Source organism: Stenotrophomonas sp. B2, assembly GCF_014947095.1.
In the GTDB taxonomy this organism is placed as follows: Bacteria; Pseudomonadota; Gammaproteobacteria; order Xanthomonadales; family Xanthomonadaceae; genus Stenotrophomonas; species Stenotrophomonas maltophilia_P.
In genome coordinates this window covers 249,708-271,843 of the sequence record NZ_JADCQA010000006.1, presented here as the reverse complement: position 1 = coordinate 271,843, position 22,136 = coordinate 249,708, and the positions used below count along the sequence as shown (strand labels likewise).

Genomic DNA, 22,136 nt, shown 5'->3' with positions numbered 1-22,136 from the left:
CCTCCAATTGAACTCCGCTTACGGCTCCTGCCGTGTGCGGTCCTGTGCGGCATCCGTCCTGGACGCCGGGAACACCAGGATGATGTTCCGGGGGGTGGGCCGTTCTAGACCTGGAGTGGGCCAACCTGGGAAACCCAGACGTGCGTGAACCAGAAAAACTCCAGAAGGGCACCATCTACGCAGGGTGATTCCGGGGAATCGATTAAGCGTTCATGACTGTTCCGGCGGCGACTCCCTGCCATATCGAGCTTCCGTGCCCGTCGCCGGCCCTGCCACGACCGCGCCTGCGGTCTTTGACGGCTACCGCAGGCGGTGGGCTGCCTGCGATGCCTTCAAATGTCACGGTCACGGCACCCGAAAGTACCGTGACCGCTTGAAACAATTACTTCAGGGTCAGCGACGACTGGTCGACGGTGACGCCCGGGCCCATCGTCGAGCTGACCGAAACCTTCTGCAGGTAGGTGCCCTTCGAGGTGGCCGGCTTGGCCTTGATCAGGTCCAGCAGCAGCGCGGTCAGGTTCGACTTCAGCGCGTCTTCGGCGAAGTCGGCCTTGCCGATGGTGCAGTGGATGATGCCAGCCTTGTCGGTGCGGTAACGGACCTGGCCCGACTTGGCGTTCTTCACGGCTTCACCCGGGTTCGGGGAAACGGTGCCGACCTTCGGGTTCGGCATCAGGCCGCGCGGGCCCAGCACGGTGCCCAGCTTACCGACAACGCGCATGGCGTCCGGGGTCGCGATGACGACGTCGTAGTTCAGATCGCCGGCCTGCATCTTCTCGGCCAGGTCATCCATGCCGACGGCTTCGGCGCCAGCGGCCAGGGCTTCATCAGCCTTGGCACCGGCCGGAGCGAACACGGCAACGCGGACCGACTTGCCGGTACCGGCCGGCAGGACGGTGGAGCCACGGACCTGCTGGTCGGACTTCTTCGCGTCGACGCCCAGGCGCACAGCAACGTCGATCGACTCGACGAACTTGGCCTTGGTGGCGCTCTTCAGGATGTTGATCGCGTCCTCGAAGGCGTAAGCCTTGCCCGGAACGACGGCGGCCTTGATGGCCTTCTCACGCTTGGTCTGTGCCATCTTCTTAACCCTCCACCACGAGGCCCATGGAACGGGCAGAGCCAGCGATGGTACGCACGGCGGCGTCCAGGTCGGCGGCAGTCAGATCCGGTTCCTTCGCCTTGGCGATCTCTTCCAGCTGCTTACGGGTGACCTTGCCGACCTTCTCGGTGTTCGGGCGCTTGGAGCCCGACGAGATGCCAGCGGCCTTCTTCAGCAGGGTGGTGGCCGGGGTGCTCTTGGTGATGAAGGTGAACGTACGGTCCGAGTAGGCCGTGATGATCACCGGAACCGGCAGACCCGGCTCGAGCTTCTGCGTGGCAGCGTTGAACGCCTTGCAGAATTCCATGATGTTCAGGCCGCGCTGACCCAGCGCAGGACCGACCGGCGGCGAGGGGTTGGCCTGACCGGCCTTCACCTGCAGCTTGATGTAACCGACAACTTTCTTTGCCATGTGAGTACTCTCCGGGTGCTAGCGCCTTTCGACAACAGGCTCCCCATCGGACCGGGAATCACGCGTCCCGGCATCGCGTTTTGAAATCATGCCGAAGGCCACCTTGCGGTGGCCTCGTCCTGCTGGCTTCCCAGCGGGGAGCCGCGCACTATATCAGATTTTGGGCGCCCTGTCTGAACAGGGAGGGCGACCTGAAGGCTGCCAGCCCGTGGCCGGCAGCATCACCGGGCATCAGCCGGTCTGCTTCTCGACCTGGCCGAACTCGAGCTCGACCGGGGTGGCACGACCGAAGATCAGCACCGAGACGCGCAGACGGCTCTTCTCGTAGTTCACTTCTTCGACCACACCATTGAAATCGTTGAACGGACCATCGGTGACGCGGACCATCTGGCCCGGCTCGAACAGCACCTTCGGACGCGGCTTCTCGACACCTTCCTGAACGCGGTTCAGGATGGACTCGGCTTCGGAATCGGCAATCGGCAGCGGACGATCGGCGGTACCGCCGATGAAGCCCATCACGCGCGGGGTTTCCTTGACCAGGTGCCAGCTTTCGTTGTCGATGCGCGGAATACCGGCTTCTTCATGGGTCTCGATCTGGACCAGCACGTAACCCGGGAAGAATTTGCGCTCGGACCGGCGCTTCTGGCCGGCGCGCATCTCGATCACTTCCTCGGTCGGAACCAGGACGTCGCCGAAGCGCTCTTCCATGCCATCACGGACGATGCGATCACGCAGAGCCTGCGCCACCGACTTCTCGAAGCCCGAATAGGCGTGAACGACGTACCAACGCTTCATGCAATTCTCCTTAGCGGCTCAGGAACCACTGAGTCAGTTTCTGGATCAGGAAGTCGAAGCCACCCAGCAGCAGGCTGAGGATGAGCACCACGACAATCACGACCCAGGTCATGCGAACGGCTTCCTGGCGCGTCGGCCAGACCACCTTGCGCAGTTCGAAGCGCGACTCGGAGAGGAATTCGCGGGTGTCGCGCCCCTTGCCGGTCAGCATGAACACGCCGATACCGCCAACCAGACCGACCACGACCGCCAACGCACGCAGCTGACCCGCCCACGCGCCCAGCTGGGCGGCGCGACCGGAGTCGGCGGAGAACCAGAACCAGACGAACAGACCCGCCAGCACCAGCAGGGATGCGGCAACGTACTTGACGATATCTCCACCGCTGGCGGAGGTGTCCTTGGAATGTTCGATCTTGCTATTCATCCGGTGTGTCTGCTTTAGCGGCAAGAGCCGCTGGATAAGGTGGGCAGATGGCACGCCAGGAGGGACTCGAACCCCCAACCTGCGGTTTTGGAGACCGCTGCTCTGCCAATTGAGCTACTGGCGTACGTTTTGAAACTTGCCTTCCCTTAGACGGCGAAGGCGGACCGAGGTTCCCGGCCCGCCACTCGCGCGACCGGCAGCGCTATGCAACCGCCGGTACTGCAGGCTTACTTGATGATCTTCGAGACCACGCCGGCGCCGACGGTGCGGCCACCTTCGCGGATGGCGAAGCGCAGGCCTTCGTCCATCGCGACCGGGTTGATCAGGGTCACGGTCATCTTGACGTTGTCACCCGGCATCACCATTTCCACGCCTTCCGGCAGCTTGGCAGCGCCGGTGATGTCGGTGGTGCGGAAGTAGAACTGCGGGCGGTAGCCGTTGAAGAACGGGGTGTGACGGCCGCCCTCGTCCTTCGACAGCACGTACACTTCGCCTTCGAACTCGGTGTGCGGGGTGATCGAACCCGGCTTGGCCAGAACCTGGCCGCGCTCGACGTCGTCACGCTTGGTGCCGCGCAGCAGCAGACCGGCATTGTCGCCTGCCTGGCCCTGGTCCAGCAGCTTGCGGAACATTTCCACGCCGGTCACCGTGGTCTTCTGGGTCGGACGGATACCGACGATTTCGATTTCGTCACCGACCTTGATCACGCCGCGCTCGATACGACCGGTCACCACGGTGCCGCGGCCCGAGATCGAGAACACGTCTTCCACCGGCATCAGGAACGGCTTGTCGATCGCACGCTCCGGCTCCGGAATCCAGGTGTCCAGCGCGTCGACCAGCTTCAGGATCGCCGGCACGCCGATCTCGCTCTGGTCGCCTTCCAGCGCCAGGCGGGCCGAACCCGAGATGATCGGGGTGTCGTCGCCCGGGAACTCGTACTTGCTCAGCAGTTCGCGCACTTCCATTTCGACCAGCTCGAGCAGCTCGGCGTCGTCGACCATGTCAGCCTTGTTCAGGAACACCACGATGTACGGCACGCCGACCTGACGCGACAGCAGGATGTGCTCGCGGGTCTGCGGCATCGGGCCGTCAGCGGCCGAGCACACCAGGATCGCGCCGTCCATCTGGGCAGCACCGGTGATCATGTTCTTGACGTAGTCAGCGTGGCCCGGGCAGTCAACGTGGGCGTAGTGACGGGTCGGGGATTCGTATTCGACGTGCGCGGTCGAGATCGTGATGCCACGAGCCTTTTCTTCCGGTGCGGCGTCGATGGCGTCATACGCCTTGAACTCGCCACCGAAGCGCTCGGCGCCGATCTTGGTCAGCGCGGCGGTCAGCGTGGTCTTGCCGTGGTCGACGTGACCGATGGTGCCGACGTTGACGTGCGGCTTGGTGCGCTCGAACTTACCCTTGGCCATGGCTGCTTATCTCGAATTCGTCTGGTGTGGTGCTGAAGATGGTGCTCACGAAAGGAATCGAACCTTCGACCTCTTCCTTACCAAGGAAGTGCTCTACCGACTGAGCTACGTGAGCGAGTTTTGCATTATGGCATGAACTCGATAATATTCAAAGTTCATTCAATGGAGCGGGAGACGGGAATCGAACCCGCACCATCAGCTTGGAAGGCTGAGGTTCTACCATTGAACTACTCCCGCACCGGGAAGTGCCACAACGTGAAGCTGGTGGAGGGAGGTGGATTCGAACCACCGAAGGCGTAAGCCAGCAGATTTACAGTCTGCCCCCGTTGGCCGCTTGGGTATCCCTCCGTTTCAACCCCATCCCGTGCCGCCGAAGCGTTGCGGTGTGTGGTGGTGAGCCCGCAATTCTGGAGATGAAGCGGGGGCCTGTCAACGCTTTTTTTCACTTTTTTTCACATGCGTCGCAAACCCTTTGATACGCAAGCCTATTGCCCGGGCAGTGCCAAGGCCTCGTCGGCGAAGATCGCCACATGCGGAACGCCGTCGGCACCGATCCAGCCGCGGTACATGCCCTGCGTGTTGAACGGCGTGGCCGCTTTTCCATCGGCGGAGAGCACGATCGCACCGCCATCCCCACCCATCTGCGGAATCGCCTCGTTGATCACGCCCCTGCCCGCCTCCGCCGGCGACTGGCCCTGGTAGCGGATACGCGCGCAGATCTCGTGCGCGGCAGCGGTGCGGATGTAGTACTCGCCCCACCCGGTTCCCGACACCGCACAGCGTGCATCGGCCCAGGTGCCGGCGCCGATGATCGGCGAATCGCCGACGCGCCCGTAGCGCTTGTTGGTCATTCCTCCGGTGGAGGTCCCCGCTGCCAGGCGCCCCTGCGCATCCAGCGCAACCGCACCGACCGTGCCGAAGTGCCGGGCCGTTTGCAGGTCGGCGTGGGCCTGGCCGCCGGCCTCCTCCTTCAGTGCGCGCTGCAGCTGCTGCCAGCGCTTGTCGGTGCGGAAGTACGAAGGATCGACCAGGGTCATGCCCTGCTCGACGGCGAACGCCTCAGCGCCCTGCCCGACCATCATCACGTGTTTCGATCCCTGCATCACGGCCGTTGCCAGCAGGATCGGGTTGCGTACGCGCTGCACGCCGGCCACCGCGCCGGCCGCCCGGGTGGCGCCATCCATCACGGCCGCGTCCAGCTCGTTGCGCCCGTCGTGGGTGAACACCGCGCCTTTGCCGGCATTGAACGTGGGATCGTCCTCGAGAACGGTGATCGCTGCGGTGACCGCCGCCAGTGCAGGGCGACCGGCTGCCAGCTCGGCATGCCCCTTCAGCAGCGCCGCACGGAGTGCCGCACGTGCCGCCTTCTCCTCGGCGGCGGACAGGTCCTTGCGCTCGACGCCGGCACCGCCATGGATGACCAGCAGGGGCGACGCATCCGGCGCAGCATGGGCGAGCAACGGCAGGGACAGCAGCGCAGACAGCGCCAGATGAAGCTTCATCGATATCTCCGGAAATGGAAGCGATGGCATCGAGCAGGCTCGACGAGATGCCTGAAGGGAAGCGCCGGCGCGCGGCCGGCAGCAGCGGTCAGCGACGGATCAGTTCAATCCGGCCACCGTCAACATCGACCGCTGCGTGATAGTCGGCGTCGGCCTGGAAGTCGTCCAGCCGCATGCGGCCACCGCTTGCCACCACGGTAACCGGCACAGCGTGGAAACGCAGCGGTTCGCCCTGGGTCAGCCGGTCCGCGCCACGGCCCGGGCGGACCACCCAGACCCTGCCATGACCATCGGCGCTGTAGACCTGCGCGCGTCCGTCAGGCTCCACGCACAGCGCGGTGTCTTCGTCCACGCCGATGCCGATCATGTCCGGGTCGCCACTGTCCTGCGCGGCACGGGCGACGAACACGATCAGGCGACCGAGACGATCACGCCGGTCGAAGTGGGTGTCGGTGACCACCCGCTGCAGATAGGGCATCTGCAGGAAGCCACTGTCCATCGTCACCGCGCTGCCCATCGGGTCGGCCAGCGCGGCGGCGGAGGTGACGCTGCCACCGTCAAGCGCGCCGTAGGCATAGCCACCGAGGATCGCCAGTCCGGCACTGGTGCCGGCGATCGGTTTGCCGGCACGGACGTGGGCATTGAGCGCGCGGTTGAGTGCGGTCCCCTTCCAGAAGCGGATGTAGCGCGACTGGTCGCCGCCGGCGATGAAGATGGCATCGGCCGCGGCCACCACCCGCAGTACGGCCGGGTCATCGGCGCCACGACGGCTGTCGAACACCAGCGTCTGCACGGCGGTGGTGCCGCCGATGTCATGGTGCAGGCGCTCCTGCAGATCGTCGCTGCCGGAGGCGCGCAGGATCAGCACGCGGCCATTGCCGGCCTGCTTCAACCACCACTGGAACGCCTCCGGCACCCACTCTCCACCGCCCATCAGCATCATCGCCGGCGCCCTCGGCCCCGGTCGCGGGGCATCGAGATCGCCGGTCTCGTAATAGGCGAATCCCGGCCCCTGCAGGTCCTGCGCGGACGCGGCCAGCGGCGAGCCCAGGAGAACCAGCACTGCCAGGCCGGCAAGCACGTGATGCAGCCTTCGATGGAACCGTCGCATCTTGATCTCCCTGAACAGAAACGACCTGCAAGCGTTTTCACTCTTTGCCAGATGGGTCATCAGTAGTCAAGGGCATGAAAAAGGCGTTAAATGCCGGCGCCCATTGCGGAAATCTGAATGGGGGATGGGCCCCTCCTCTGCGGGCCGGCATTACTTCCGGGAACTTCTCATGCGTAGACAGGCGATGGCGTGGTCGATCCAGCTGGCGTTGATGGGCCTTGCCGCTTCTGCGGCGGCCCAGGCTCCGGCCTCCTCTCCGGTACGGCAGCTCGATGCGGTGCAGGTCACCGGCTCACGCATTCCGCGCGCCCAGGTCGAGGGCCCCGCCCCGATCACGGTGATCGACGCCGAACAGATCCGTTCCAGCGGCTTCACCACCGTGCCCGACGTGCTGCGGGCAATGACCCAGAACGGTGGCGAGACGCAGAGCCAGCAATCCTCCAGCGGCGCCGACTTCTCGCCGGGTGCACAGCAGGTCGACCTGCGCGGGCTGGGACCCAACCACACCCTGGTGCTGGTCAACGGCCGCCGCATCGCCGATTTCCCGATGCCGTTCCAGGGCCGCAGCAACTTCACCGACGTGTCCAACATTCCGCTGGGCATGATCGACCGCATCGAAGTACTGACCGGCAGCGCCTCGGCCATCTATGGTTCGGACGCGATCGCCGGCGTGGTCAACTTCATCCTCAAGAAGAAGGCCGACGGCACCACGGTCGACGTGCGCATGGGTACCACCAGTGAAGGCGGTGGCGATTCCTTCGACATGAGTCTGTCCAGCGGGTTCAGCGCGGGCCGCTTCAATGCGGTGTACAGCGTGGAGCTGCAGTCGCAGACGCCGCTGTGGGCCTATGAGCGCGACATCCAGGATTCGACCCAGGACGGGCCGACCGAGGGCTCGCGCATCGCCCGCCGTGCCTACCTGCGCACCGACTACAACGATGACTACCTGGATCCGGGCGCGGCCACCTGCGATGCCCTGAGCGGACAGAACCAGGGCAGCACCTACCATGCCTTCCGCCCCCGCTACGGCTACTACTGCGGCAGCGACGCGTCGATCGGCTACGGCACCATCCTCAGCAAGCGCCGCGGCGCCAACGGCTATGCCTCGCTGAGCTATGACTTCGACAACGGCCAGCAGTGGTTCGCCGACGTGCAGATGGGTTACCACACGCTGGCGCTGATGCGCGACGTGACGTCGTGGGGCCGCATGGCCGCCGACGGCGACGAGTCGGGCTACTTCAGCAACGAAGCCACCGGCGAAATCGAGTTCTGGCAGCGTCAGTTCTCGCCCGAGGAAATGGGTGGCCTGCGCAACGCGATGGTGCGCAGCACGCAGAAGACCTTCAGCGTGACTACCGGCTTCAAGGGCAACCTGGCCGGCAACTGGGATTACGAAGCGGCGTTGAGCCATTCGCAGTACCAGTCGCGGATCAGCTGGCCACAGATCATCGCCGGCAGGGCCAACGACCTGTTCCTGGGCCCGCAGCTGGGCGAGGACGACGACGGCTTCCCGATCTACAACGCTGACCCGTCGCGGCTGTACCGCCCGCTGACCCGCGCCGAGTACGACGCGATCGCCGCACGCACCACCTATACCCCGAAGTCCCGCACCGAGACGGCCGCCCTCACCCTGACCAACGGCTCGCTGTTCGCCCTGCCCGGCGGCGATGCCGGTTTTGCCGCGACCGTGGAAGTGGGCCAGCAGGCCTACACGCTGAATCCCGATCCGCTGGCGACCCAGTACTACTACTACAGCTGGAAGGATTCCGACGGCAAGGGTTCGCGCAACCGCTGGGCAACGGCCGCCGAGCTGCGCATGCCGCTGCACGAGACGATCAACCTGAGCGTGGCCGGTCGCTATGACCAGTACCGCTACTCCGGCCACACGATCGGCAAGGCGACCTGGAGCGGCGGCCTTGAGTGGCGCCCGGTCGAGAGCCTGCTGGTGCGCGGCTCGTACGGCACGGCCTTCCGCGCCCCGGACCTGCACTACGTGTTTGCCGGCCCCGGCAACGACGAGACCAGCGCCGAGGACCTGTACAGCTGCCGCGCCGAACAGGCCGACGACTGCTCGGACTACGAGCGCAACGTCATCCGCAGCCGCAGCGGCAACCGCGAGCTGGACCCGGAGACCAGCACCTCGTGGAGCGCAGGCTTCGTCTGGTCGCCAGCCGCAGGGCTGGATCTTTCGGTGGATTGGTTCGACATCGACATGCGCAGGCAGGTGCAGGACATGGACGTGCGCACGATCATGGCCAGTGAAGCGAACTGCCGCCTGGGCGACGCCGAGATCACGTCACCGACCTGCGTGGACGCACTGGCGCGGGTGACCCGGACCGCCGACGGCCGCCTGTACGGGGTGCACGTGAATCCGATCAACGTGGCACGCGAGTCGACCTCAGGCATCGATGCGGGCCTGCGCTACCGCCTGCAGACCGGTATCGGTGACTTCATCTTCAACGGCAGCCACACCTGGGTGAAGAAGCACGATTTCCAGCGCTACACCGGCGATACGATCGAGGACCAGTTCGCGGTGAACAGCGGCTTCGACATCCCACGCACCAAGAGCAGCGTCAGTGTGACGTGGGAAAAGGATGCGTGGTCGGCCACCGTGTACGGTTCGCGACTGGGCAAGCTGCCCACCTCGGACAGCTACGACCAGGTGTTCGACTGGGACAGCGGCGACAGCCCGTACATCAGGGCCACGTACCGCTACAACGCGTCGGTGCAGTATCGCTTCGACGACCACTCGCGCCTGTCTCTGTCTGTGGTCAACGTGTTCAACAAGATGCCGCCGAAGGACGCCACATACACGGCGTACCCGTACTACGACGTCTCCTGGTTCGACAGCGTGGGCCGCACGATCAATCTGCAGTACACGCACAAGTTCGGCGGCAGCGCGCTGTAAGGCGTGCCGCTGCATTGAACTCAGGCGGGAAGACGGGGGCGCAGGCCTCCGTCGCCTTCCGCGTGCAGTTCCGCTCAGGACGCAGACTGCACCGGCTCCGCAAAGCGCCAGAAAACACGGACCACATCAAGCATCTGTCCATGCAGTTCGTCGTACCGGGCAATCACCCCCGGCGCGAACGTCGCATTACCATTCGCGTCCAGCGGAACCGGCTCCCCCAGCGCGCGGGCCATGTCGATGTAGAAATAATGCATATCACCGTAGGGACGCTTGCTGTCCATCAGCATCACTGCTCTCCCCAGCGTGCGGGTGTTCATGCTCCGCAGCAGTGCAAGGTGTTCCGGTGACACTGCCACCACTTCATCGCCCCGGGAGCCATCCGTGGCCGCGGTCAGGACGTAGCGACCGGGCTCAAGCCTTCCCCCGACGATGAAGCTGGATGCGATCCGGGCAAGCCGTCTGGCAAGGGCCTGCCCCTCATCGGTGCGTCGTCCTGCTGGCTCCTGGCAGAAACGGCCCAGTGCTGCATAGGCGATCAGTGCCTCTGGATCCTCCGGGTCAACAGAGTCCAGGTAGATACCTCCGCTTTCGCTGAAGTCCGCTTCGGGTCGCAGCCGCTCGCGCATGGCACTCAACAGGCTGACGGCACTGCACTCCGGGGCTGATGCACTCCCTCGTGCAGGCCGCACGACCATGTATTGGCAGCCGTAGGCCAGAAGCAACCCGAGGGCCGCGATCGCCACTACCCACCCATACGTTCGCGTCGTCATCGCAACTCTCCGGATAGCGAACAGGCATGGCGCCGCCCGTGTCAGTGGAAGGGCCGGAGGCCAGCCTGAAGCAGCACCGCGCCGCGCACCATGCAACAAGTCCGAAATCGGAATCTGCTGTTGGCCGTGGTTTTCCACACCACGCGTGGAAAGCGATGGGGGCTTGGTGTGGACAAGTAGGTGCGAGCCTTGTACCGCAGGCGTTTCCATGCGTGGTTATTTTTTGTCCACGGCCGCGATTGTTTTCCACACGGCGCGTGGAAGGCAATGGGAACTTGATGTGGACAAGTGGGTGAGAGCGTTGTCGCGCAGGCGTTTCCAAGCGCGGTGAAATTTTGTCCACGGCGTGCGGACAAGCTTCTGTAGAGCCGAGACCATGCTCGGCTCCGGCTCGCATCAGCCGGGCATGGGCTCGGCGCTACAGCGGCACGCTGGGTTTTCCACACCGCGCGTGGAAAGCGGTGGGGGTTTGATGTGGACAAGTGTGTGCGAACGTTGCGCCGCAGGCGTTTCAGAGCATGGTCAATTTTTGTCCAGCGCAGAGACGGATGTCGGAAACGCGGACGCCCCGCTCGGGGCGGGGCGTCCGCGGTCGATCCGATGCCGCTGGATCAGACGTTGAAGCGGAAGTGCAGCACGTCGCCTTCCTGCACGCGGTATTCCTTGCCTTCCAGGCGCAGGCGACCGGCTTCCTTGGCACCGGCTTCGCCCTTGTACTTGATGAAGTCGTCATACGCGATGGTTTCGGCGCGGATGAAGCCCTTCTCGAAGTCGGTGTGGATGACCGCGGCGGCCTGCGGGGCGGTGGCGCCCTTGCGTACGGTCCAGGCGCGGACTTCCTTCACGCCGGCGGTGAAGTAGGTCTGCAGGCCCAGCAGGCTGTAGGCCGCGTTGATCACGCGGTTCAGGCCCGGCTCGCTCAGGCCCAGGTCGGCCAGGAACGTGTCGCGATCCTCATCGTCAAGCTGCGACAGTTCTTCCTCGATCGCGGCGGACACCGGCACCACCTGCGCGCCCTCGGCGGCAGCGTGCGCGCGCACGGCTTCCAGGTGCGGGTTGTTCTCGAACCCGTCCTCCAGCACGTTGGCGATGTACATCACCGGCTTCAGGGTCAGCAGGAACAGGTCGCGCACCAGCGCCTTCTCTTCCTCGTCCAGACCCACCGAACGGCCGGACTTGCCGTCAGAAAGCGCAGCTTGCAGCTTGGCCAGCACCGGCTTGCGCGCGGCGGCCTCCTTGTCGCCACCCTTGGCAGCGCGCTCGGCGCGGTTCAGCGCCTTCTCGACGCTGTCCAGATCAGCCAGGGCCAGTTCGGTATCGATGGTTTCGATATCCGAAATGGGATCGACCTTGTTGTTGACATGGATGACGTCGGCGTTCTCGAAGCAGCGCACCACGTGGGTGATCGCATCGACTTCGCGGATGTGCGCGAGGAACTTGTTGCCCAGTCCTTCGCCGCTGGCAGCACCGGCGACCAGGCCGGCGATGTCGACGAATTCCACGGCGGTCGGAATGACCTTCTGCGGGTTGATGATCGCTGCCAGCTCGTTCAGGCGCGGGTCCGGCACCGGCACGATGCCGACGTTCGGTTCGATGGTGCAGAACGGGAAGTTCGCCGCGGCGATGCCCGCCTTGGTCAGCGCGTTGAACAGGGTCGACTTGCCGACGTTGGGCAGGCCGACGATGCCGCATTTGATACCCATCTTTGACAACCTCTGGGGTGAAATTGATTGGGAAAACAGCGCGCGCGCCGCTTTCCCAAGCTGTTTCAATCGATCATTGCGGGTGCCAACCGGGGTTGGCAGCTACTTCGGGGTGTTCAGGCGCTTCATCGCTTCATTGAAATCGCCCTGCACGGCCAGCGGCATCACGTCGATCGCATCGTCGATGGCGCGCGCGATCAGCAGGTCGTCGTCCTTGGACGGGCGGCCCAGCACCCAGCCCACCACGCGATCCTTGTGGCCGGGATGGCCGATGCCCACGCGCAGGCGATGGAACTTGCCGTGACCCAGCAGGCGGATGGTGTCACGCAGGCCATTCTGGCCGCCATGACCGCCGTCGAACTTGAGCCGCGCCACACCGGGCGGGAGGTCCAGTTCATCATGCGCCAACAGGGTTTCCTCGGGCTCGATCTTCCAGAACCGCTGCGCGGCGGTGACCGATTTGCCACTGAGGTTCATGAAAGTGGCAGGCTTGAGCAGCCATACCGTCTGCCCGGCGATCTCGACCTTGGCGGTCTCGCCGAACAGCTTGCTGTCCACGTTCCATCGCGCCCCTGCCTTTTCCGCCAGGGCCTCAACGAAATGAAACCCGGCATTGTGCCGGGTCCGGGCGTGCTCCGATCCGGGATTGCCCAGACCGACGATCAGCCGCAGTCCTGCCATGGGATCTGCCTGTTGAGGCCGGGGCGGCGCCTGCCGGAGCTGGCGCCGCGGGGGCATTACTCGGCGGCCGGTGCTTCTTCAGCGTCGGCAGCGTCTTCCTTGCCGTGCTTGGCGGTGACGATCGCGTCGTCGTGGTCCTTGCCCAGCGCCAGGGCCGGGATTTCCACGCCCTTCGGCAGCTTGATGTTGGACAGGTACACCACGTCGCCAGCAGCCAGGTCGGCCAGGTCGACTTCGATCGACTCCGGCAGGTCCTTCGGCAGGCAGCTGATGGTCACTTCCTTCAGTTCGTGGGTGACCACGACGTCGGCAGCCTTGCCAGCCGGCGAGGTGTCTTCGTTGATGAAGTGCAGCGGGACCGAAGCGGTCAGGGCTTCGTTCTCGTTCACGCGCTGGAAGTCCAGGTGCATGATCAGCTGCTTGTACGGATGGCGCTGCATGTCACGCAGCAGGACCTTCTGCACCTGGCCGTCCAGGTTCAGGTCCAGGATCGAGGCATAGAACCACTCGTTCTGCTGGGCCAGCCAGATTTCGTTGTGGTCCAGGCTGATGGCGACCGGCTCGGCGTTGCCGCCGTACACGATGGCCGGGATCACACCGGCGTGACGCAGGCGGCGGCTCGCACCCTTACGCTGCAGTTCACGCTTGGTGACCTTGATTTCATGGGTCTTCGACATTTTCGACTACTCAGGTTGTTGCCTTGCCCTGCGGCTTGGCGATTGAAGATGCTTCCGCGACCAGAAGCATCCGGGGAAGTCCTTGCCGTTGCCGGCAGGGACGAAAAACTCAGTCCACGTACAGCGAGCTGACCGACTCGCCGAAGGCGATGCGGCGCATCGTTTCGGCCAGCATCTCCGCCACGCTCAGCTGGCGGATCTTGCTGCACACCCGCGCTGCGTCCTTCAGCGGGATGGTATCGGTCACCACCAGCTCGTCGAGCTGGGAATTGGTGATGTTGTCCACCGCCGGGCCCGACAGCACCGCGTGGGTGCAGTAGGCGGCGACCTTGAGCGCACCGCGCGCCTTCAGGGCAGCGGCAGCGGCGCACAGGGTGCCGGCGGTGTCGACGATGTCATCGACCATCACGCAGGTCTTGCCTTCGACGTCACCGATGATGTTCATCACGGTGGAGACGTTGGCACGCGGACGGCGCTTGTCGATGATCGCCAGGTCGGCATCATCCAGGCGCTTGGCCACGGCACGGGCGCGGACCACGCCGCCCACGTCCGGCGACACCACGATCAGGTTTTCCGTGCCGTAGGCGCGCCAGATGTCGGCCAGCAGCAGCGGGGAGGCATAAACGTTGTCGACCGGAATATCAAAGAAGCCCTGGATCTGGTCGGCGTGCAGGTCGACCGTCAGCACGCGATCAGCGCCAGCGGTGCTGAACATCTTCGCCGCCAGCTTGGCGGTGATCGGCACACGCGAGGAACGCATGCGGCGATCCTGGCGCGAGTAACCGAAGTACGGCACCACGGCGGTCACGCTGTTCACCGATGCGCGCTTGAGCGCGTCGATCAGCACCAGCAGTTCCATCAGGTTTTCCGCGCTCGGCGCGCAGGTCGGCTGGATCACGAACACGTCCTGCTTACGGACGTTCTCTTCGATCTCCACCTGCACTTCTCCATCGGAGAAATGAGAGACCAGCGCCTTGCCCGGGCGAACCCCCAGTTCCTTGCAGATGTTCTGCGCCAGACGTTTGTTGGCGTTGCCGGAAAAGACCAGCAGGTTCGGGGACTCTTGCATCATGATTGTCTCGGGCGGGGACGAGTGGCGGGGATCCGGTGGCGGCAAGGACCATGCCGGACCCTTGCTGCTGACAACACCGCGGTTGTTTCCACGTCCCGCGCGGATGATGCGCTGAAGGCGCGGACACAGCCGCATTGGCAGGGGCGGTAGGATTCGAACCTACGAATGCCAGGATCAAAACCTGGTGCCTTGGGCCTCTTGGCGACGCCCCTGCATTTGAAATCAGTGTTGCTCGAGTGCATCCAGCAGCGGCGAACGCGCAACGCCCGCAGCCACCCTGGCCCGCAACTCCTTCGGCAACTTCGCCCGCCCCTGCTGTGCGGCAGTCTGCGATGCGAATTCGACGAAACAACCACTTCCAGAACCGGTCAGTCGCGCGGTACCGATGTCGCTCAACGCGGCAAGTGCTGCCTCGACGGCAGGCTCGCGGCGGCGCAGCACCGGTTCGAACGCGTTCCCGACCAAGGCCCCGGAAGCGAAGTCGTCTATTTTCGCCACTGGGCTGTCGCGCGTCAAATCCGGGGCTGCGAACAGGACCGGGGTCGGAACATGAACGCCGGGCTCGACCACCACATACCAGGCCGGTGCCAGGGTGATCGGCTGCAGCCGCTCTCCCACACCTTCGGCCCAGGCGTTACGGCCACGCACGAACACCGGCACATCCGCGCCGAGGCGCAGGCCCAGCGCGGCCAACGCGTCCTCGTCCAGAGCGGCGTTCCAGAGCCGGTTCAGTGCCACCAGCACGGTGGCAGCGTCGGATGACCCACCGCCGAACCCACCACCGGCCGAAATATGCTTTTCGACGATGATGTCGACACCTTGGTCGATGTTGGCGACCTCTTTCAGCATGCGGGCGGCACGTACGGCCAAATCGTCGGCCTCGTCCACACCCGGCAATCCCTCACCCTGCCGACGTACCTGGCCGTCTTCACGCAGGCGCAGGCCGATGCGGTCCCCCCAATCCAGCAGGCGGAACACGGTCTGCAGCTCGTGATAGCCGTCGGCGCGGCGGCCGGTGATATGAAGGAACAGGTTCAGCTTGGCCGGGGCCGGCCACCAGGACCAGCCCGCATCCTCCGCACCCGCGCTCATGGCGCGCCCTGCCCCCACTGGTCCACCAGCAGGCGGACCTTGGCGTCTCCGCTGCTGGCTTCGATCCGGCGCGGCAGGGACGGGCGCCCGGCCTCGGCGGGGTACCAGTCCAGGTACTGGATCTGCCAGCCCATCTGCTGCATGCGGCGCGGGCGGCCTTCGCCATCACGCTCGACCTTGCCCGCGCCGGCGGGATCGGCAACCGCCAGCCCACGCACCCACTCGGGCAGGGAGTTGACCGGGATTTCCCAGCCCGTGGCCTCCAGCAGCAGCTGCTGCGCGTCCTCGCCTTCACGCGGGCCGCCGGCCAGTCCCTCCAGGCGACCGCCTCCATGCTGGCTGTCGCCGGTCAGCTTCCAGCTCTGACGGGTCACGGGTGCACTGAGCTCGATCACGTAGCGCCGCCCGGCCTGCTGCCAGTCGATGCGTCCACTGCCACCGTCCTTGCCCTTGCTGACCGCTACCCGGCCCTGGAAGGACCACTCCGGCTGCGCCTGCAGCGCCGCTACCCGAGCGGCTTCGGCCTGTGCCGCTTCCGCCGACACGGTCTCGACCACGGCCGGCGCCGGTGTCTTCTGGGTGCCCAGCGACGTACAGGCAGTCATGGCGACGGTCGCCACTGCCAACAGCAGCGGCCGGAACAGGGAAACACTCATGGATTGAATTTCTCGCGGGCACGCTGCAGCGCGCGGTTGTCGGGGTCGAGCCTGGCCGCTTCCTCGAAGAAGTGGCGGGCCTCGTCATGCCGGCCGAGCACCCACAGCACTTCGCCGACGTGTGCGGCGATCTCCGGATCCTTGGCCAGGGTCCACGCACGACGCAGCTGCACCAGCGCCTCTTCGTTGCGGCCCAGGCGATACAGCACCCAGCCATAGCTGTCGACGATGGCGGCATTGTCCGGCTCGGCCACGCGGGCACGGTCGATCAGTTCCAGCGCCTCCTGGTAGCGACCGGTGCGATCGGCCAGGGTGTAGCCCAGCGCATTCAGCGCCGGCACGTTCTCCGGCTCGGTGATCAGGATCTTGCGCAGGTCGGCCTCGGCACGGGCAATATCATCACGGCGTTCCCAGGCCAACGCACGCGCGTACAGCAGTGCATTCTCGTCCGGGTAAGCGGCCAGACCGCGGGCCAGCGCATCCAGTTCACCTGCATCGTCGCTGGCGCGCTGCCGCAGTTCCGCTTCCAGCAGATAGGCGTCGCGGCGCACCTCATCGTCCACGCCGGCATCGGACTGGATCGCGTGTACCTCGTCCAGCGCCAGGCTCTGGCGCCCGGCAAGCGCCTGTGCGCTCGCCGCCCGCAGGCGGGCCTCGCTCAGTTCGTCGCCGCCCGGCACGCTGTGATACCACTGCACCGCTTCCGGATAACGCTTCAGATACTCCGCGATCTTGCCCAGCAGCAGGCGCTGCGCCGGGTCCGGTTTGGCGGCCTGCCGCGACAGCTCGCTGTACAGGTTGGAAAGGGCCGCCTTGTCTCCCTGCTTGGCCAGCAGCGACGCCCGCATTCCCCAGGTCTGCACGTCCTGCGGCCCTACCGCCAGCACCCGCTCGGCGGCGGCCGGCTGGTTCAGGCTGTCGTAGGCAATGGCCACCGCGTTGCGCAGTTCCGGATCCTGGCGGGTCTTCGGTTCGACCTCGCGCAGCAGCGCCAGCGCGCGATCGGTCTGCCCAGCCTGCTGCAGCTGGCTGGCGCGCAGCAACGCCACGCGCGGCTCTTCCGGGAAGCGCTTGACCACCTCATCGATCATGCGCCGTGCCAGCTCCGGCTTTTCCATCCGCAGCGCCAGGCGACCGAATTCCTGCCAGGCCTCGATCTTCGGCGGGATGGCGTTGGCATCGACCAGCTCGCCCAGCACCTGCGCCGGCACGGCCGGATCGCGCCCACCGCCGACCAGCGCGGCCAGGGCAAACTTCCAGCCACGGTCATCGCTGTCCTGCAGCAGGCTCTGCAGCTCGCTGCGGGCCGCCTTCACGTCGCCCTGGCGCATCGCCAGCGCACCGGCCGCGCTGCGCATGGCCAGCGACCGTGGCGCGCGCTGCTGCCACAGGGCCAGGCCCTGGGCGGCGCTGGCATCGTCGTTGGCCAGCATGGAAATACGGGTCGCGCGCTCGGCTAGGCCGGCATCGCCGTCGCTGCGCTGGGCGGCCTGCAGGTACCAGCGCGCCGCCTCGGCCAGCTTGCCGGCCTGCAGGGCGAACTCGCCGGCCATCACCGGCTCCAGTGCCAGTTCCTCGGTGGCGGCGCCCCGCGCCGGGGGCTTGGCGGGCGCCGCCGACAGGGCCTGGCTGCACGCCAGGGACAGCAGCAGAACACTGGGGATGCGAATCAATGCGGGCATCGTCGGCATCGGGGCCTTAAAATGTCGTCCAATGGCCAGCAGCTTATCGCAAGCAACTGAACAATGACCCTGTGGGTGCTCGGACTGAATCACCAGACCGCGCCGGTGGAACTGCGCGAGCGCGCGGCCTTCGCCGGCGATGCCTTGCCGCGCGCGCTCGGTTCGCTGCGCGACACCCCGCAGATCGCCGAGGCGGTGCTGCTGTCCACCTGCAACCGCACGGAACTGTACGCGGTGGCCGATTCGGCGCAGGCGCTGGACCAGTGGCTGCGCAGCCAGGCCGGCGACCTGCAGGGCTACCTGTACCAGCATGCTGATGCCGACGCCGTGCGCCACCTGTTCCGGGTCGCGACGGGCCTGGACTCGATGGTGCTGGGTGAACCGCAGATCCTGGGCCAGGTGAAGGATGCCTGGTCAACCGCGCGCGACCACGGTCTGCTTGGCCAGCGCCTGGACCGGCTGTTCCAGCAGACGTTCTCCGTGGCCAAGCGTGCGCGCACCGATACCCAGGTCGGCGCCAACCCGGTGTCGGTCGCCTCGGCCGCGGTGCGCCTGGCGCAGAATGCCTTTGCCCGCCTGGATGATTCCACCGTGCTGCTGGTCGGTGCGGGGGAAACCATCGAGCTGGCCGCCCGCCACCTCAGCGAAGGCAAGGTGCGGCGGCTGCTGATCGCCAACCGCACGATCGCCCATGCGCAGGAACTGGCCAGCCGTCATGGCGGCGTGGCCCTGCCGCTGACCGAGCTTGAACGCCATCTGGCCGAGGCCGACATCGTGTTCTCGGCCACCGCCGCACGCGAACCGGTGATCCACCGCGAGACCGTGGCCAATGCACTGCGTGCACGCCGGCACAAGCCGATGCTGCTGTTCGATCTGGCCGTGCCACGCGACATCGAGGCTGAGGTCGGCACGCTCAACGATGCCTTCCTGTACACCGTGGACGATCTGGAACGCGCGGTGGAAGACAATCGACGCGGCCGTCGCGAGGCGGCCGCCGAAGCCGAAGCGATCATCGACCTGCAGGTATCGCGCTTCGTCGAGACCCTGCAGGCCGGCGCCCACCACGCGCCGCTGCGGCAACTGCGTGCCTTCGGCGACGCCACCCGCGCCGAGCTGCTCGAACGTGCCCGTCAGCAGCTGGCCAACGGCAAGCCGGCCGAAGAGGTCATGGAACTGCTGGCCCACGGCCTGACCAACCGGCTCCTGCACCCCCCGACCGCTGCCTTGCGCGCGGCCGCGCTGAGCGGCGATGCCGACCTGACCCGCGCCGCCGAGCGCCTGTTCCCGGCCACGCCGGGTTACCGCCACCCACCCGTGAGAACCGATGACGCCGACCCTGCGCCGTAAGCTGGAAGCGCTGGCCGAGCGCCGCGAAGAACTGGAACGCCTGCTCGCCGAACCCGACGTGGTCGCCGACAACACCCGTTTCCGCGACCTTTCGCGCGAATTCGCCCAACTTGAACCGGTCGCCACCGCACTGGCCGACGAGGCGCGCGCCAAGGCCGACCTGGCCGCCGCCGAGGGCATGCGCGCCGATCCGGACCTGCGCGAGCTGGCCGATGAGGAAATCGCCTCGGCCCAGGCGCGCCTGCAGGAACTGGAGCAGGAGCTGGCCTTGCTGCTGGTGCCCCGCGACCCACGTGACGAGGGCAATCTGTTCCTGGAAGTCCGCGCCGGTACCGGTGGCGACGAAGCAGCGATCTTCGCCGGCGACCTGTTCCGCATGTACGCGCGCTATGCCGAGCGCCAGGGCTGGAAAGTCGAGATCGAGTCCGACAACCCCGGCGAGCACGGCGGCTACAAGGAAGTGGTGGCGCGCGTGGTCGGCCGTGGCGCCTTCTCGCGGCTGAAATTCGAATCCGGCACGCACCGCGTGCAGCGCGTGCCCGCCACCGAATCGCAGGGCCGCATCCACACCTCGGCGGCTACCGTGGCGATCATTCCGGAAGCGGACGAAGTCGATGACATCGTCATCAACCCCGCCGACCTGAAGGTCGACACCTTCCGCTCATCCGGTGCCGGTGGCCAGCACGTCAACAAGACCGAGTCGGCGATCCGCATCACCCACGTGCCGACCGGCGTGGTGGTGGAATGCCAGACCGAACGCAGCCAGCACGCGAACCGCGACAAGGCGATGAAACGCCTGAAGGCGCAGCTGCTCGACGCCGAGCGCCAGCGCCAGGACGCCGCGCAGGCCGAATCGCGCCGCCTGCAGGTCGGCAGTGGCGATCGCAGCCAGCGCATCCGCACCTACAATTTCCCGCAGGGGCGGATCACCGATCATCGTGTGGAAGGCCTGACCCTGTATGACCTGCCCAACATCCTCGCCGGCGATCTGGACCCGCTGCTGCAGCGCCTCAGCCACGAGCACCAGGTGGATGCCCTGGCCCAGCTGTCGGCGGGCTGACGTCGATGTCGGCCTGGCAGCAGCGGCAACAACTGCAGCAGGCGATCGCGCGCCAGCCCGGTGACTTCGTCGCCTGGGTGATGCTGGCCGATCTGGAACTGGAAGCCGGCGACATCGGCGCAGGCGAGCAGGCCGCACGGCGTGCGCTGCAGCTGCGGCCGGACCATCCCGAGGCACTGGCCCGGCTGGGTCGCGTGGCATGGATGGCCGGTGCGCACGCCGACGCTGCGACGCTGCTGGGACAGGCTTCAGCGCGCGCTCCGGAGCATCCCGGCATCGCGCTGTGGCTGGGCCATGCCCTGGAAGATGCCGGCGACCCCGAGGGCGCGGCGGCCGCGTACCGGCGTGCACATGGGCTGATGCCCGACGAACCCTATATCGCCGCCCAGCGACTGGCATGGCAACGCCGCCTGTGCGACTGGCAGGACGTGGAGGCCCTGGCTGCGCAGGTGCGCGGCGCGGTCGCGACCGGGCAGGGCGCGGTCGAGCCCTTTGCCTTCCTCAGCGAAGACGCCAGCGCCGCCGAGCAGCTGGCCTGCGCCCGCACGCGCGCCGCAGCGGTGGCCGCATCGGTGCGGCCGATGCCCGCTGTGAAGGTACGGACACAGGGAGCCCTGCGGATCGGCTTCCTCTCCAACGGCTTCGGCGCACATCCGACCGGGTTGTTGACCGTTGCCCTGTTCGAGCAGCTGGGCCGCCACCCGGAACTGCAGTTGCATCTGTTCGCACTGAACCGGGACGATGGCAGCCGCATCCGCCAGCGGCTGCAGGCGGCAACCCGGCTGCACGATCTGGCGGGGCGCCGCCATGCCGACATCGCTGCCGCCATCCGTGCACAGGGCATCGACCTGCTGTTCGACCTGCGTGGCTGGGGCGGTGGCGGCGCGCCGGAAGTGCTGGCGCTGCGCCCTGCCCCGCTGCAACTCAACTGGCTGGCCTATCCCGGCACATCCGGCGCACCGTGGCTGGATGCGGTGATCGCCGATGCGTTCGTCCTGCCAGCGGCGTTGGCGCCCCACCACAGCGAGCGCGTGGTGTACCTGCCGCGCGCGTTCCAGCCCTCGGACAACACCCGCGCGCTCGGGCCGGCACCGGATCGCGCCGCGTGCGGCCTGCCCGGACACGGCGTGGTGTTCTGCTGCTTCAACAACAGCTACAAGCTCAACCCGCGCAGCATGGGGCGGGCGTTCGCCGTCCTGGCGGCGGTGCCTGGCAGCGTTCTATGGCTGTTGTCCGGCCCCGGCCAGGCCGATGCGCGCCTGCGGGCAGCGGCGCAGGCAGCGGGTCTGGACCCGGCGCGGCTGGTGTTCATGCCCAAGCTGCCGCATCCGCAGTATCTGGCCCGCTATCAACTGGCCGATCTGTTCCTGGATACACACCCGTACAACGCGCACACCACGGCCTCCGACGCACTGTGGGCGGGCTGCCCGGTACTCACCTGCCCGGGCGAGACCTTCGCCGCGCGCGTGGCCGGCAGCCTCAACCATCACCTGGGCCTGGCACGGATGAACGTTGCCGACGATGCGGCGTTCATCGCCACCGCCCGTGCGCTCGGCAACGATCCGGCAGCGCTGGCCGCACTGCGCGCCGAACTGGCACAGGCCCGCGCGCGTAGCGGCGTGTTCGACATGGCCGGTTTCGCCCACGACCTTTCGGCACTGCTGCAACAGCTGGCGCACGAGCAGGGCTGGCAGGGCGTCGACGGCGCCTGAGCAACCGCTGCG

General features: G+C 66.4%; 19 protein-coding genes and 5 tRNA genes. 4 read left to right on the top strand and 20 right to left on the bottom strand.

The features are described 5' to 3' along the window. Positions 1 to 382 precede the first annotated feature (382 nt). The 11 genes from rplA to IMX13_RS09380 all read right to left on the bottom strand — a co-directional run bounded on the left by rplA (position 383) and on the right by IMX13_RS09380 (position 6,764). Entirely contained in the window at positions 383 to 1,081 is a 699-nt protein-coding gene (gene rplA / locus IMX13_RS09430; RefSeq protein WP_004154350.1) for a 50S ribosomal protein L1, read from the bottom strand. 4 nt (positions 1,082 to 1,085) lie between these two features. Then, positions 1,086 to 1,514, bottom strand: coding sequence for a 50S ribosomal protein L11 (rplK, locus tag IMX13_RS09425; protein ID WP_004145248.1), 429 nt, complete (start codon positions 1,512 to 1,514; stop codon positions 1,086 to 1,088). A gap of 231 nt (positions 1,515 to 1,745) precedes the next feature. Next, entirely contained in the window at positions 1,746 to 2,309 is a 564-nt protein-coding gene (nusG, locus tag IMX13_RS09420; protein ID WP_053519952.1) for a transcription termination/antitermination protein NusG, read from the bottom strand. Positions 2,310 to 2,319: 10 nt separating this feature from the next. Continuing rightward, a complete protein-coding gene (gene secE, locus IMX13_RS09415) occupies positions 2,320 to 2,733 on the bottom strand; it encodes a preprotein translocase subunit SecE (protein ID WP_053519951.1) in 414 nt (137 codons plus the stop codon). A gap of 48 nt (positions 2,734 to 2,781) precedes the next feature. Beyond that, positions 2,782 to 2,857: transfer RNA gene (locus IMX13_RS09410), tRNA-Trp, on the bottom strand. A 103-nt stretch (positions 2,858 to 2,960) separates the two neighbouring features. Continuing rightward, on the bottom strand, positions 2,961 to 4,151 hold the full coding sequence (gene tuf / locus IMX13_RS09405) for an elongation factor Tu (RefSeq protein ID WP_065176003.1): 1,191 nt from the start codon (positions 4,149 to 4,151) through the stop codon (positions 2,961 to 2,963). A 39-nt stretch (positions 4,152 to 4,190) separates the two neighbouring features. After that, a tRNA-Thr gene (locus IMX13_RS09400) sits at positions 4,191 to 4,266 on the bottom strand. Positions 4,267 to 4,314: 48 nt separating this feature from the next. Next, positions 4,315 to 4,388, bottom strand: a tRNA-Gly gene (locus IMX13_RS09395). A gap of 25 nt (positions 4,389 to 4,413) precedes the next feature. Beyond that, positions 4,414 to 4,499: transfer RNA gene (locus IMX13_RS09390), tRNA-Tyr, on the bottom strand. 137 nt (positions 4,500 to 4,636) lie between these two features. Further along, positions 4,637 to 5,653 (bottom strand): isoaspartyl peptidase/L-asparaginase, encoded by a 1,017-nt coding sequence (locus IMX13_RS09385; RefSeq protein ID WP_193396243.1) that lies wholly within the window; start codon positions 5,651 to 5,653, stop codon positions 4,637 to 4,639. A gap of 88 nt (positions 5,654 to 5,741) precedes the next feature. Further along, the gene (locus tag IMX13_RS09380; protein ID WP_128989641.1) at positions 5,742 to 6,764 is read right to left on the bottom strand and encodes a cyanophycinase; all 1,023 of its coding nucleotides are present in this window, start codon (positions 6,762 to 6,764) and stop codon (positions 5,742 to 5,744) included. Between the two features lie 169 nt (positions 6,765 to 6,933). Between IMX13_RS09380 and IMX13_RS09375 the strand changes: the two genes are divergently transcribed. Next, positions 6,934 to 9,672 carry a TonB-dependent receptor gene (locus tag IMX13_RS09375; protein ID WP_193396242.1) on the top strand — a complete coding sequence of 913 codons (2,739 nt, stop codon included), beginning with the start codon at positions 6,934 to 6,936 and terminating at the stop codon, positions 9,670 to 9,672. Between the two features lie 74 nt (positions 9,673 to 9,746). Here IMX13_RS09375 and IMX13_RS09370 read toward each other — a convergent pair whose 3' ends face one another. The 9 genes from IMX13_RS09370 to IMX13_RS09330 form a co-directional block, all read right to left on the bottom strand. Further along, positions 9,747 to 10,442, bottom strand: a complete 696-nt coding sequence (locus IMX13_RS09370; RefSeq protein WP_193396241.1) for a hypothetical protein — start codon at positions 10,440 to 10,442, stop codon at positions 9,747 to 9,749. A gap of 611 nt (positions 10,443 to 11,053) precedes the next feature. Next, positions 11,054 to 12,145 (bottom strand): redox-regulated ATPase YchF, encoded by a 1,092-nt coding sequence (ychF, locus tag IMX13_RS09365; protein ID WP_053520317.1) that lies wholly within the window; start codon positions 12,143 to 12,145, stop codon positions 11,054 to 11,056. Positions 12,146 to 12,247: 102 nt separating this feature from the next. Then, positions 12,248 to 12,826 (bottom strand): aminoacyl-tRNA hydrolase, encoded by a 579-nt coding sequence (pth, locus tag IMX13_RS09360; RefSeq protein WP_053520316.1) that lies wholly within the window; start codon positions 12,824 to 12,826, stop codon positions 12,248 to 12,250. 56 nt (positions 12,827 to 12,882) lie between these two features. Continuing rightward, the gene (locus IMX13_RS09355) at positions 12,883 to 13,503 is read right to left on the bottom strand and encodes a 50S ribosomal protein L25/general stress protein Ctc (protein WP_053520288.1); all 621 of its coding nucleotides are present in this window, start codon (positions 13,501 to 13,503) and stop codon (positions 12,883 to 12,885) included. Positions 13,504 to 13,612: 109 nt separating this feature from the next. Next, complete coding sequence (locus tag IMX13_RS09350) at positions 13,613 to 14,572, bottom strand: ribose-phosphate diphosphokinase (RefSeq protein WP_053520289.1); 960 nt, start codon at positions 14,570 to 14,572, stop codon at positions 13,613 to 13,615. A 138-nt stretch (positions 14,573 to 14,710) separates the two neighbouring features. Continuing rightward, positions 14,711 to 14,787, bottom strand: a tRNA-Gln gene (locus tag IMX13_RS09345). A gap of 10 nt (positions 14,788 to 14,797) precedes the next feature. Continuing rightward, entirely contained in the window at positions 14,798 to 15,667 is an 870-nt protein-coding gene (gene ispE, locus IMX13_RS09340; protein WP_053520287.1) for a 4-(cytidine 5'-diphospho)-2-C-methyl-D-erythritol kinase, read from the bottom strand. Next, positions 15,664 to 16,323 carry a lipoprotein insertase outer membrane protein LolB gene (lolB, locus tag IMX13_RS09335; protein WP_065182863.1) on the bottom strand — a complete coding sequence of 220 codons (660 nt, stop codon included), beginning with the start codon at positions 16,321 to 16,323 and terminating at the stop codon, positions 15,664 to 15,666. The genes ispE and lolB overlap by 4 nt, the downstream gene beginning before the upstream one ends. Next, entirely contained in the window at positions 16,320 to 18,005 is a 1,686-nt protein-coding gene (locus IMX13_RS09330) for a tetratricopeptide repeat protein (protein WP_180875739.1), read from the bottom strand. The genes lolB and IMX13_RS09330 overlap by 4 nt, the downstream gene beginning before the upstream one ends. Before the next feature lie 63 nt (positions 18,006 to 18,068). Here IMX13_RS09330 and hemA point away from each other — a divergent pair, with 63 nt between their 5' ends. Genes hemA through IMX13_RS09315 form a run of 3 tightly spaced genes read left to right on the top strand, consistent with a single transcriptional unit; the run spans position 18,069 to position 22,124 of the window. Next, positions 18,069 to 19,352, top strand: coding sequence for a glutamyl-tRNA reductase (gene hemA / locus IMX13_RS09325; RefSeq protein ID WP_128990687.1), 1,284 nt, complete (start codon positions 18,069 to 18,071; stop codon positions 19,350 to 19,352). Then, on the top strand, positions 19,330 to 20,412 hold the full coding sequence (prfA, locus tag IMX13_RS09320) for a peptide chain release factor 1 (protein ID WP_053520283.1): 1,083 nt from the start codon (positions 19,330 to 19,332) through the stop codon (positions 20,410 to 20,412). Before hemA ends, prfA begins: the two co-directional genes overlap by 23 nt. A 5-nt stretch (positions 20,413 to 20,417) precedes the next feature. Beyond that, positions 20,418 to 22,124 carry a tetratricopeptide repeat protein gene (locus IMX13_RS09315; RefSeq protein WP_193396240.1) on the top strand — a complete coding sequence of 569 codons (1,707 nt, stop codon included), beginning with the start codon at positions 20,418 to 20,420 and terminating at the stop codon, positions 22,122 to 22,124. The last annotated feature ends 12 nt before the right edge of the window (positions 22,125 to 22,136 follow it).